Consider the following 12,079-nt stretch of genomic DNA (forward strand, 5'->3'; position numbering starts at 1 on the left):
CAAGAAACGTCCTTCAGGAGAGCCGCTTCAAAAAGCGGTAGAAAACCAGTCCTCGTGTAAGAAGGCGGAAATCCGTGTTAAAGATTAATAATGGTTCGGGCTCACTACCCAGCCGGTCCAAACATCCGGCGAGCCCGGGACGATTCAGATAAGACGAAGTACGGGGGTCTTGAAGCATCTCCCTCAGCTCCTGCTGGAACCTCTGCCACTCGGGCAGCATACGTGTAATGCCATCCGCCCCCTGAATCCCGCGCCGGGTCTGGTTAAGCCTGACCTTATCCGGCAGCCGCCCCTCCATCGCCCGGCGGATAAGCGAGCGGTCCATTCCGTTCTGGACGTATTGCTCCTCAGGCACCGACATACAGAAGTTGATGACACGCAGGTCATTGGTCGCATCCCGGTCCCATACCCTGTACTTCAGCGACAGCTTGGTCGCCGCCGTTCCGTTCACATTCCAGACATGCGGCTGGCGGAAATGCTCTCTGCGGATATCGTACACGGTCTGGGAAGCAGGCGACTGGTCCAGCTCCTTCAGCCGCTCCTGCACCCCTGTCCGCCGGGCAAATTCAGGATGGATCAGCTCCGGCGCAGCCTCCTGCTTCCCGGCCATCAGCTGGCCCAGGGCGGGGAATACCTTGCGCCCGGCAATCTTCAGCATTCTTTTGCGGCTTACTCCCATCGAATGGCTGTACAGCTTATTCTCCCGGTAAAAGCGGAACCAGCGGAATTCACGCAGCAGCTTCGCCTGGTAATCCAGCGCCGGTCCCCAGGAGATACTCCAGTTGCCCCGTTGTCCGCTAAGCAGCACTCCGGCATTCTTCAGTCCGGCTTGTTCATATATGCCCCTCAGCCAATAGGAGTTCTCTATGAATTTGTAGGGCATCTCCATAATATCGAGCCATTCGTCGATTTCGCCATAAGAGCTGCGGTCAGGAAAATTGTAAAAGCTAGGCTCAATGTTCCCGACATAGGCGATGGTCTCCTGAATATATGGACGCTCATCGGTCACCCGCTGGCCCAGCTTGAAACCTGTAAAGTGATCCAGGGGATACGAGCTGAAGGTGTAAAGTGGCTTGCCGGTGCGGCGAAGCTCCTCCGCTGCAAAGCTTACCACCGCTCCTGAGTCCAGCCCGCCGCTTAAGTTCGCGCCAGCTTCAAGGTGGGTGCGCAGCCGGTCCCGGACTGCGCGTCCGAACACCTCACGGAGCGCTTCCTCATACTCGCCATTGCTGCGCAGCCGGAGTGGAGACGGAGTCTGGAAGGTGTAATACCTGGAGAAGGTTATCCCCTTCGCGCTGACTGTCATTGAATGCGCCGGGGGAAGCTGCTCCACACCCTGATATACTGTGGAGAACATATCCGCGACATCCATCCGGCCCTGGCCCGCCAGATATTCCGAGATCCAGCCTTCATGCAGCGCGTGTCCGCCATCCATTAGCGTGAGCAATGGATGAATCACGGTGCAAAAGGAGAACTGTCTGCCTGAGCGGTGGAAGTACAGCGTCCGGCTCCCCGAGAAATCCCTTGCTCCAAACAGCGTCTGCCTGCCGGCATCCCAGATCATGAAGGCAAAATCTCCGACCAGATGCACCGGAGCCTGATCCCCCCATTTCTCATAGGCCAGAAGAATCAGCAGGCTGTCCGGCATCGACTCCTGATCCTCCCGGACAACCTGAAGTTGTCCAAAGAGCTCGCTGCGGTTATCGATGATGGCATCAGCTACGATCGCCAGCTTCCGCTGCGGATCATAATAGGGAAGCACCTCGCCCCGGGACTGCGGAGTAATCCACTGTGCATGGCACCCGAGGAAGAGTCCTTCCGTACTCCAGCCCCGGGCATCATCCGCCGGATAACGCTGCAGCTCCTGCATCAGGCGCGGGCCGAGCTCAGGGTCCAGCGGCCCATGCTGCATAGAATAGATCCCGGCGATTGCACTCATGGGTTGACCTCCAGCTGTCTATAATTTCGCTACCGTTTCAGTACTAGGTTCATTACAACAGGTTCTTAATAGTGAACACTTCTTATTACCTAAGATAACGTTCTTGCCATTAAATGTGAATAGTACCAGAGAGTACTTTTAGGTATCCTTTAGCGTATTGACTACAGTTAAAATCTATGGTATTAAAACCCTGAAATATGACCTATGGTATATAATGGCTTATACTGATATTGACTGATTCACCAAATACCTTTAATAGGAGCTAGATTCATGGACAATTACTCAATGGACCCCATCCTGATTCCCGTACCGGAAAGCTTCGAAAGCAGCCGCCTGCAAATCCGCTCAGTATTATGGGGAGACGGTGTCGCTGTACATGAAGCCGTTCGGCAAAGTGCCGCTGAATTAAGCCCTTGGATGCCCTGGGCCCAGCGTATCCCTTCTGTCGAAGAATCAGAGGTATCCATCCGGAAATCACGGCTGCAGTTCCTGGAACGCAGCGATATCCGGCTGCTGCTCTTCCATAAGAAGACAGGGCAGCTTATCGGGAGCAGCGGACTGCACCGGATCGACTGGCAGGTGCGTAAATTTGAAATCGGATATTGGGTACACACCTCATTCGCGGGTCAAGGTTACATCACGGAAGCGGTGAATGCCATTGCGGATTTCGCCATACAGGAGCTACAAGCTAACCGGCTGGAGATCCGCTGCGATTCCCGCAATACACAGAGCGCTCGCGTAGCCGAACGTACTGGCTTTACTTTGGAAGGTATCCTGCGCAATGACAAGACTGATGTACAGGGGAGCTTGAGAGACACAATGGTCTACTCAAAGGTTCGCGGGGTTGAATATTAAATGGGTGAATGAGGACAAATATACTATATGGAGTGATAGACCATGCAAGAATTGAAGTTTGTTAGGGATTACAAAGATATAGAGCCGCTGCGGAATAGCTTTTTCGAGCTGGCAAAAGATACGTTCGAGCTGGAGCTGGAGCGCTGGTATGAGGAGGGCTGCTGGACGGATAAGTATGTTCCTTATTCTTATGCGGAGGGAGACCGGATCGTGGCGAATGTCTCGGTGAATCTCATAGAGCTAATTATTAATGGGGTGAAGTCTCCTGCTGTGCAGATCGGGACGGTAATGACTCATCCTGACTATAGAGGGCGGGGCCTGTCTGCCCGGTTGATGGACAAGGTGCTGGAGGAATATGGACAAGCGTGTGAATTCATGTATCTTTTTGCCAATGAGTCAGTCTTGGAGTTCTATCCTAAGTTCGGCTTCCATCCGGTGGAAGAACAGATCTTCTCCATGGCCTGCCCCGGAGGTGCTGCCGGCTCTGGGCCAATCCGTAAGCTGGATCTAGCCAACCCGCGTGATCTGAGTCTGGTCTCTACCCTTGGAGCGCAGCGGGTACCGGTATCTGAGCGTCTTGGCGTAAGCGGCGCCCATGGACTCCTGATGTTCTACTGCCTGAATGTGTTCAGCGATCAGCTCTACTACCTGGAGGACGAGAATCTCATTGCCATCTTCCAGCAGGAGAATGGACAGCTTGAGCTGTTCGATCTGATCAGCACACAGCCCGTATCCTGCCGCGACATCGCCCTGAAGCTTGCGGACAGCGACACGGAGACGATCGTCTTCCATTTCACCCCGGATGACCCTGGCCTGGAGTTGTCAGGCAACAGCCATTCAGAGGGCCTATTCGTCCGCACTCAGGGCGGGCAGCAATATCCTGCGAACGTTAAGCATCCGGCTACTTCCATCGCCTAGGCGTACGCTACACTTTTACCCTTGTAGAATGTTCACAGCGTCATGAACTGCCCCTGCCGGGCCAGGTACGCTTCCTTCTCCTTATAGTCCGGCATGATACTTCCCAGGCGCCGCCAGAAGGAACGGTCATGATTCATATGCAGCAGATGACACAGCTCATGAATGATGACATAGTCGATCACTTCAGGCGGCGCCATGGCCAGGCGATAGTTGAACGTCAGCTTGCCGTCAAAGCTGCAGCTCCCCCACTTGGTCCGCGACTCCACAATCTCCACACTCTTCGGCTTCACTCTGAGCTGCGTCTGGTAGGGCTTGATGCGCTCTGCGATGATTTTCTTCAGACTGGCCGTATAGAACTTCTTCAGCGCAAGCTTCAGCTCCTCCGCCTCCGCCTGCCGGTCCCCAATCAGCTCATGCAGCGCATATTCCTTCCCCAAGTACAAGAAGGCTTCTTCGTCGCCCTCATAAGCCTTAACCCTCGGCACCTGCCGGGCCGCCGCATTGCTGCGCAGCTTCTCCAGAATCTTCGGGCCTAAGATTGCTACCGCACCGAGGATCATCTCTTCACTCGTTCCCTTGGGCGCCTTAACGGTAATGAGGTCCGAGCCGTCCACCGTTACGGATAGCTTCTTGCGCTTGGCATACTGGACATGTAACGTAACCATCTGATCTTCTAGTTGAATCTGCATAGCCACCATCGTTTCTGTAATTTCTAGTACACACTAATATACCGGATAACCGGATACAAACACCGCCAGATACAGAAGACCCCCCGCAATAAATAGCGTCGTGAGCAGGATATCCTTCCACTTCTTATCCTCCGTCAATAGCACAGCCGCGAAGGCCAGCGGAAAAGCTACAGCGAAATAACGCGGAGCAGACAGCAGCCAAGTCGGGGCCACCACATAGACGAAATAGGCGATTATGTACGCCATGTAGGCGGGATTAAGCTTCTTCGCACTGCGGAGCATCATGAAGAGAACCAGGAAGATCGCGCACAAATTCGGCAGCCACAGCCCCAGGAACGACCGGTAATCGGCCTCTTTGAAGGTATTCACCGCATACTCCATCTGATATCTCAAGGTATCGAAAAAGAAGTAGAACCGCTGCGACCAGTGCTCCCGCTGATAAATACTGAACTGGAACGCGTTGCCCGTCACATTGTAATTGATGTAGAGATAAGCCAGCAGACCGAAGGAGACGCTCACCAGGGAGAGAACAGCCAAGATCAGCTTATTCGTAAAAGCCTTCCGGTCCATAGTCCTATAGCCAGCGGCCAGTTCCCGGGCAAATTCCACGGCAATCGGCACGGCCAGCAGAATCCCCGGGGAACGGGTGAATCCGGCCAGCGCCGCACAGAGGCAGCCCAACAGCCAGCGCTTTTTGCGCACAAAATACAGCGCCATCAGGGAGAGCAGCAGGAACAGCGCCTCCGTCATGGGAAGGAAGAAAAAGAAGGCTGACGGAAAGATGAAGATATACTTCACTACCCGCAGGGCATTCCTGCGTCCCATATCCAGCCGGGCCAGTTCATAAGCGAACAACGCTGCTGCAAGCGTGCAAAGATTGGCCACGGCAAATCCGGCAGCCATATAATTGCCCGTGAAGAACTGCGCGAGCTTGATCATAACGGGGAAGAACGGCAGAAATACAATATGAAATCTGGGGTCCCCTTCCGTCACATACCACCGCTCAGCAATGCCCAAATAGGACATCGCATCAATTCCGCGGATATGCCACATCTCAATGAAGCGGGAGAACAGGCTGCCGGAGCCGCCCTCCCGAAGCACCCAGAATACATAAGCCGCTAGAATCAGCAGCACCCGGCTAGCGATCACCCACAGCACAATCTTCCACCAGGTCCGCTGCCGTTCCTCCGGCGAATCGTCTGTATTCACCGTCCGCAGTGCGCCGGGGCTCAGGATGTACCCGGTTATAGCAGGGATGGCCCGCAGGCCTGTCCAGATAAACAGGACCAGACAGAGCAGGGAAGCCAAGGTTCCCGCCAGGGTCCAGGTATGCACTGACACGGCCCATACCCAGACAACTATTATCATAACAAGTATAAAGAGAGCTGAAATTGCTGTATTGACCTTTTTCACCATAGCCTCCGGTTCCGCAAGCTTTGCGGTATTGATTTGTCTTTTTCTCATTTTCTTATAGAAATGCCCGTAGCACAATGATTAGTTTGAAGCGACCAAACCAAAAAAGGAACACCGCATAAAATTCAGCAGTGTTCCTCTTCGGTACAGCATAGGGTAATGCTTGATCAGGATTTCGGAAGCAACGGGAAATGACAGGCTACCGGACGGCCCGGCAGGACCTCTTCCAGCAGCGGCTCCACTAAGCGGCATTTGTCCTGTACGAACGGGCAGCGGGTATGGAACCGGCAGCCCGAGGGCGGATTGGCCGGGGAGGGCACATCTCCCTCCAGCATAATACGCTCCTGCTTGCGCCTTGGCGTCGGCTTCGGAATGGCCGATAGCAGGGCGGCAGTATACGGATGCAGCGGGGCCGCGAACAGCGCCTCCGTCTCCCCCACCTCCACCAGCTTGCCCAGGTACATGACCCCCACACGGTCAGAGATATGCCGGACTACGTTAAGACCATGCGCGATGAACAGGAAGGTTAGGCCCAGCTCCTTCTGCAGCTTCATCAGCAGGTTAATGACCTGGGACTGTACCGACACATCAAGTGCGGACACGGCCTCATCGGCCACAATAAACTGCGGATTCAGTGCAATCGCCCGGGCGATGCCAATGCGCTGGCGTTGTCCGCCGGAGAATTCATGCGGGTAGCGGTTCCGGCGGCTGGCATCAAGACCCACCAGCTCCATCAGCTCGACCACTCGGGCATCAATAGCCTTGGCAGACATCTTCCAGTGAATGCGCAGCGGCTCGCCGATAATATCCTTGACGAGGAAGCGCGGATTGAGCGACCCGAACGGGTCCTGGAAAATAATCTGCATCTCTTCCCGCAGCTTCCGCATGTCACGCGAACCCAGCGAATGGATATCCTGGCCCTTGAATAGCACCTGCCCCCCGGTCGCACTTTGCAGCCGGAGCAGTACCCGTCCGAAGGTGGATTTGCCGCAGCCGGATTCCCCGACCAGCCCGAACGTCTCGCCTTGGCGGATCGCCAGATTGACCCCATCCACCGCCTTGACCTGCCCGACGGTCCGGTTAAGCAGACCCTTGGTGATCGGAAAATACTTCTTAATATCCTTAACCTCCACCAGTACTTCTGAGGAGGCAGCTACCTTACGATCTGGCTTGGCCAATGTCTTGTTCATCATGCGCGCTTCGCCTCCCCGCTGGTATACGCTGAAACCGGCTTATCCTTGAACAGCCAGCAGGCGGCCCGGTGATCATCAGAGATCAGGAAATCCGGCGGCTCCTGGCTCCGGCAGATCTCCATCGCATGCGGACAGCGCGGATGGAAGCGGCAGCCCGCAGGTATCTGTCCTATCGGCGGGATCGTTCCGCTGATCGTATAGAGCTCGCCTCCCCGTCCGCCTTCGAACCCCGGAATCGACTGGAGCAGACCTATCGTATAAGGATGACTGGGATGGTCGAAGATCTCTTCCACACCGCCTTCTTCCACGATAGCGCCCGCATACATGACAGCAATGCGGTCCGCCATCTCAGCGGCAACTCCCATGTCGTGGGTAATCAGCAGGATGGACATGCCAAGCTCCGACTGAAGCTTGCGCAGCAGATCCAGAATCTGCGCTTGGACCGTAACATCAAGTGCGGTGGTCGGCTCATCGGCAATCAGCAGCTCGGGGTTACAGGCCAACGCAATCGCAATGACCACGCGCTGGCACATCCCGCCGGACAGCTCATGCGGGTACTGCTTCGCACGGATTTCCGGGGCCGGTATGCCGACCAATCTAATCAGATCGACCGCCAGCTTCAGCGCTTCTGCATCCTTCTTATTCTGATGCAGCCGCAGACTCTCAGCAATCTGTTCCCCTATGGTGAAGACCGGATTCAGCGAAGACATCGGGTCCTGGAAGATCATAGCAATCTGGTTGCCGCGGATCTCCCGCATCTCCTCCTGGCTCTTCGCCCCCAGATCCTGTCCATGGAAGTCAATGGTTCCATTCAGGATCATACCGCCCGCATAATCAATCAGGCGCATAATTGCCAGCGAGGTGACACTTTTGCCGCTGCCGGATTCCCCTACAATACAGACCGTCTGACCTTTATCCACCGTAAGCGAGATACCGTCGGTTGCCTTGAGCAATCCCTTCTCGGTCGCAAAGCCTGCGGTTAGTTTCCTGATTTCGAGTAGTTTTTGCGCCATTGTTCCAGCCTCCTCCGGGATTTGGTCACTTGCTGTCTGGGATCAAGAGCATCCCGGATACCGTCGCCGATGAAGTTAACCGCCAGCACGACGAGCAGAATGCACAGACCCGGATACACGGCTTGCATCGGATCAATTAGCATGAATTCCTGTGCACTGCTGAGCATCAGTCCCCAGCTTGTGGCCGGAGCCTGGATACCAAGACCCAGATAGGACAGTGCAGATTCACTGAGAATCGCTCCGCCGACCATCAAGGTGGCATTGACAATGATCGGGAAGCTCGCATTGCGGAGCAGATGCCGGAAAATGATCCCCCAGCTGGATACCCCGATGGCTCTGGCCGCCTCCACATACTGCATCTCCCGCAGTTGCAGGAAGGTTCCCCGGACCAGCCGGGCAATACTCATCCAGCTGGTGAACGCCAGAATCAGGATCATGAATTCAATCTTTGTGCCGAACAGCGCCATCACCAGGATATTCAGGAACAGGGATGGGACGGAGTTCATGACATCAACAATACGCATGAATACCGTATCTATGAATCCGCCGAAGTAACCCGAAATCGCCCCGACCACCGATCCGACCAGCACGGATACAAAAGCAACGGAGAAACCGATAAGCAGCGATATCCTCGCGCTGTACAGCAGTCTGCTGAGAATATCGCGGCCCAGCTCATCTGTACCGAGGAGATGGCCCTCCGCTCCCGGCTTCAGGTTGGCGAACATCAGATCAATCTTCTCCGGTCCATACGGGGTCAGCCGCGATGCGAAGATTGCCAGCAGCACAAAGATAAACAGCACGATCAACCCGCCCATAGCAAACGGATTGCGCGAGAACTTCTTCCACAGCACTCTCCACGGGCCGGGAGGTCTGTCCATATCCACCACCGGAATTTCCGGGTCGGTCCCGCCCGGCATCGGACTCATATCCGGCGTTCCCAGCGGCTTGGAGACCTTCCCTTTGATAAGCTCAGTATTGTCTGTACTCATGCTGCCTTCCCCCCTTGCTTACCGAGCTTCACCCGGGGATCAACGACTACATACAGTATATCTGCCAGAAGATTGCCAATGACGACCATCACAGCCGTTACAATAGTGACAGCCATCAGTGCCGAATATTCACGTGCAGTGGCCATCTCTACGAACCAACGGCCCATTCCCGGCCAGTTGAATACATTCTCAGTTAATGCGGCCCCGCCCACCAGGATCGGAAGATCAAGGCCAAGTATCGTAATAATTGGAATAAGCGCATTGCGCAGGGCATGACGGAAGACGACCTTGCGTTCCTTCACACCTTTGGCCCGTGCTGTCCGGATATAATCCTGATCCAGCACCTCCAGCATACTGGCCCGCGCATACTTCATATAAGAGGCCAGGAACCCAAGCGCCAGCACCGTTACCGGCAGCACCAGATGCATGAATAAATCAGCGATACTGCCTTCCTTGCCTCTTGTATGCATATCCGACAATGGGAACCAGTCCAGCTTAAGCGACAGCCACTGCTGCAGCAGAATCCCGAACCAGAAGGTCGGCATGGCGAAGCCCAGATATGAAATGAAGGAAGCCGTCTGATCCGATAAACCATAGACTTTGGTACTATTATAGATTCCCCAGGGGATTGCGATCAGCAGGGATACCAGCCAAGCCGCCCCCATCAGGATTACGGTATTGCCGATACGCGGCCAGAGTAAGTCCGAGATGGCAATATGGTTCTTGAAGGTATATCCCAGGTCTCCTTGCAGCAGGTCGCCGATCCAGTGGAAATACTGGATATGAATCGGTTGATCCAGACCCAGGTTCTTGGCTTGCTGCTCGAAGATTTCCGGCGTCAGGCCCGGCGCGAGCATCACTTGCGTAGGGCCGCCCGGAGCTGCGTGGATGAGAAGAAAAGTTAGTATGGTAATCAGAAAGATGACCAGTACCGATTGAAGCACTCGACGCATCAGATATTCTGTCATTGGCTAGCCTCCTAGAGATGGTAAGGCGATAGATTACGGAAGGCCCCCTATTTATACAAAAGGGGGAGGTGAAAGAGAATTCTCTTTCACCTCCCGCAAGTCTATTCAGTTAGCGGCACGTTACTCGGTTACCCACCATTTGATGGCGTGGAAGAACTGTCCGTAGCCCAGTGACGGCTCAGGAGCATCCTCCTCTGCCCAGTGTACTCTAGGCCCTGTTCCGATCGCCTGACCATACTGATACAGGAAGACATAAGGAAGGTCAGTGGAGATTTCCTTGCCTACTTCTTTGTAGATATCTTTGCGCTTGGCCTGGTCTACTGTGGAATATCCGTCTACCCACAGCTGATCCAGCTTCTCGTTCTTATACCAGCCGCTGTTCTGTCCGGCAGGCGGGAAGTATTTGGAGGAGAAGATACTCTCAGCATCCGGGTCCGGTGTATTCAGGGACCATGCCAGCAGCAGGGCCTGGAATTTACCCGGTGTCACGTTCTGGTCAATCCATGCCGCGAAGTCGATCGCCTTAGGCTTCACTTCAATGCCGACATCCTTCAGGTTCTGCTGGATAACAGCGGCTACTTGCTCGCGGCGGCTGTTGCCGGCATTGTACTGCAGTTCGAAGGAGAAGCGGTGGCCGTCTTTGGCAAGAATGCCATCCGTTCCGGCAACCCAGCCGTCTTCAGCCAGGAGCTTCTTGGCCGTTTCGGCATTGTAATCATAATTCACAGCGGCATCCTTCGGATCAGCCCAGGTATCAGGCAAGAACGGAGCGTTCATCAGCGCACCTACGCCCTTAAGGATATTGTCTACCATTCCTTGACGGTTCAAGGCATGGGCGATTGCCTGTCTGGTCTTCTGTCCCTGGAACAGGCCGTAGCTATCCGGGAAGTTCTTGCCGTCGAAGTTGAACATTACATATTCATACTGCGCGCCGGGCTTCTGGATAATATCAATGTTTCCGGCAGCCTTAACCGCTTCGACCTGCGTTACCGGAATCGCACTGATATGGTCCGTGTCACCCTTCATAATCGCCTGAACTTCAGTGTTCTGGTCGGCGTAGACTTTGTAGATAATCTGAGCGATATGAGGCTTCACCGTTCCCCAGTAGTTCGGATCAGCATCCAGGGTATGGCTCTCGCCCTGCTTCCAGGCTGTCCACTTCCACGGTCCGCTTGTGACCGTCTTGGCCGGATCAGTACCATAGGCATTCTTCTGCATTTCGGTCGGCTTCACATCCTTAAGGACATGAGCTGGAACAATCTCCTGAACCAGCGCGTACAGGAACGGGGCATAAATCTGGGACATTGTGAATTTCACCGTGTGGTCATCAACCTTCTCCACGCTCTTCACCTTGTCATATTGGCTGATCAGGGGCGAGCCTGTCTCCTTATTCTTGGCCGTTTCAACGGTATAGACTACATCATCTGCAACGACGGGCTGGCCGTCACTCCATTTGGCGGTATCCTTCAGCTTCACGGTGTAGGTCAAGCCATCTTCGGAGATCTCAGGAAGCGCAGCTGCCAGCGACCAATCCTCGGCCTGCACATTGCCTTCACGGTCCAGATTATACAGCTTGGCGAAGACGAATTGCGCCACATCGCCTGAAGCGGTGTCATTGATTAAGAGAGGATTAAGATTAACAATATCGGAGAATGTGCTTGTAACGAGCGTTCCGCCGTCTACCGGCGCGTCAGCCGCAGGTGCTTCAGTAGCATCAGGTGCCGTGCTCTCTGCCGGAGCTGTAGTGGCTGCAGGCGCACTTGTTGAAGAACCCGCAGTGTTATTCGTACTGCAACCTGTAAATAGAACCCCTACCAACGATAAGACTAGTAAACCTGACCACCATTTTCTCTTTTTCGCCATTCCTTTACTCCTCCTTAGTTAGGTGCTTGTACCTGCTCTTCAAAGCTTCTCGGGAGACTGGATGCTCCGGATCGTTATGCGCCTAAGACTGCTAATGACCGCCTTCGCACTACATGTGACATAACATCACACCTAATATATATTGAAGGAATGCGTTGAATAGACCGCAGGTCAATTAGAATCAGGGATAACTTTTCCGGCGGAAAGCCTTACAACTTCCCTCATAAATTATGGTTTAT

The 12,079-nt window shown here is 54.4% G+C and carries 10 protein-coding genes; 2 read left to right on the forward strand and 8 right to left on the reverse strand.

The window, feature by feature from the left end; all coding sequences use genetic code 11:
* Nucleotides 1–13 precede the first annotated feature (13 nt).
* On the reverse strand, nt 14–1,939 hold the full coding sequence (locus MKX42_RS29925; protein ID WP_340756839.1) for an asparagine synthase-related protein: 1,926 nt from the start codon (nt 1,937–1,939) through the stop codon (nt 14–16).
* Between the two features lie 270 nt (nt 1,940–2,209).
* On the opposite strand from MKX42_RS29925, the gene MKX42_RS29930 reads away from it, so the two are divergent.
* Nucleotides 2,210–2,794 (forward strand): GNAT family N-acetyltransferase, encoded by a 585-nt coding sequence (locus MKX42_RS29930; RefSeq protein WP_340756840.1) that lies wholly within the window; start codon nt 2,210–2,212, stop codon nt 2,792–2,794.
* A gap of 42 nt (nt 2,795–2,836) precedes the next feature.
* On the forward strand, nt 2,837–3,712 hold the full coding sequence (locus MKX42_RS29935) for a GNAT family N-acetyltransferase (RefSeq protein WP_340756841.1): 876 nt from the start codon (nt 2,837–2,839) through the stop codon (nt 3,710–3,712).
* A 32-nt stretch (nt 3,713–3,744) separates the two neighbouring features.
* On the opposite strand, the gene MKX42_RS29940 is transcribed toward MKX42_RS29935, so the two are convergent.
* From MKX42_RS29940 to MKX42_RS29970, 7 genes are all read right to left on the reverse strand, one after another.
* The gene (locus MKX42_RS29940; RefSeq protein WP_340756843.1) at nt 3,745–4,401 is read right to left on the reverse strand and encodes a M48 family metallopeptidase; all 657 of its coding nucleotides are present in this window, start codon (nt 4,399–4,401) and stop codon (nt 3,745–3,747) included.
* Between the two features lie 33 nt (nt 4,402–4,434).
* Complete coding sequence (locus MKX42_RS29945) at nt 4,435–5,736, reverse strand: hypothetical protein (protein WP_340756845.1); 1,302 nt, start codon at nt 5,734–5,736, stop codon at nt 4,435–4,437.
* Nucleotides 5,737–5,981: 245 nt separating this feature from the next.
* Entirely contained in the window at nt 5,982–7,007 is a 1,026-nt protein-coding gene (locus MKX42_RS29950) for an ABC transporter ATP-binding protein (RefSeq protein WP_340756847.1), read from the reverse strand.
* Nucleotides 7,004–8,020 carry an ABC transporter ATP-binding protein gene (locus MKX42_RS29955; RefSeq protein WP_340756849.1) on the reverse strand — a complete coding sequence of 339 codons (1,017 nt, stop codon included), beginning with the start codon at nt 8,018–8,020 and terminating at the stop codon, nt 7,004–7,006. Before MKX42_RS29955 ends, MKX42_RS29950 begins: the two co-directional genes overlap by 4 nt.
* Nucleotides 7,987–8,946 (reverse strand): ABC transporter permease, encoded by a 960-nt coding sequence (locus MKX42_RS29960; protein WP_340757889.1) that lies wholly within the window; start codon nt 8,944–8,946, stop codon nt 7,987–7,989. Before MKX42_RS29960 ends, MKX42_RS29955 begins: the two co-directional genes overlap by 34 nt.
* A gap of 59 nt (nt 8,947–9,005) precedes the next feature.
* Nucleotides 9,006–9,977: an ABC transporter permease gene (locus MKX42_RS29965; RefSeq protein ID WP_340756851.1), complete on the reverse strand. Its 972-nt coding sequence runs from the start codon at nt 9,975–9,977 to the stop codon at nt 9,006–9,008.
* Nucleotides 9,978–10,097: 120 nt separating this feature from the next.
* Complete coding sequence (locus MKX42_RS29970; protein ID WP_340756852.1) at nt 10,098–11,840, reverse strand: ABC transporter substrate-binding protein; 1,743 nt, start codon at nt 11,838–11,840, stop codon at nt 10,098–10,100.
* Between the last annotated feature and the right edge of the window lie 239 nt (nt 11,841–12,079).

The sequence above is a fragment of the Paenibacillus sp. FSL R7-0204 genome (genome assembly GCF_038002225.1).
Lineage (GTDB): Bacteria > Bacillota > Bacilli > Paenibacillales > Paenibacillaceae > Paenibacillus_AQ.

Coding starts and splice junctions, on each gene's coding strand:
- MKX42_RS29925 (WP_340756839.1), bottom strand. CDS start 1,939: ATGAGTGCAATCGCCGGGATCTATTCTATGCAGCATGGGCCGCTGGAC.
- MKX42_RS29930 (WP_340756840.1), top strand. CDS start 2,210: ATGGACAATTACTCAATGGACCCCATCCTGATTCCCGTACCGGAAAGC.
- MKX42_RS29935 (WP_340756841.1), top strand. CDS start 2,837: ATGCAAGAATTGAAGTTTGTTAGGGATTACAAAGATATAGAGCCGCTG.
- MKX42_RS29940 (WP_340756843.1), bottom strand. CDS start 4,401: ATGCAGATTCAACTAGAAGATCAGATGGTTACGTTACATGTCCAGTAT.
- MKX42_RS29950 (WP_340756847.1), bottom strand. CDS start 7,007: ATGATGAACAAGACATTGGCCAAGCCAGATCGTAAGGTAGCTGCCTCC.
- MKX42_RS29955 (WP_340756849.1), bottom strand. CDS start 8,020: ATGGCGCAAAAACTACTCGAAATCAGGAAACTAACCGCAGGCTTTGCG.
- MKX42_RS29960 (WP_340757889.1), bottom strand. CDS start 8,946: ATGAGTCCGATGCCGGGCGGGACCGACCCGGAAATTCCGGTGGTGGAT.
- MKX42_RS29965 (WP_340756851.1), bottom strand. CDS start 9,977: ATGACAGAATATCTGATGCGTCGAGTGCTTCAATCGGTACTGGTCATC.
- MKX42_RS29970 (WP_340756852.1), bottom strand. CDS start 11,840: ATGGCGAAAAAGAGAAAATGGTGGTCAGGTTTACTAGTCTTATCGTTG.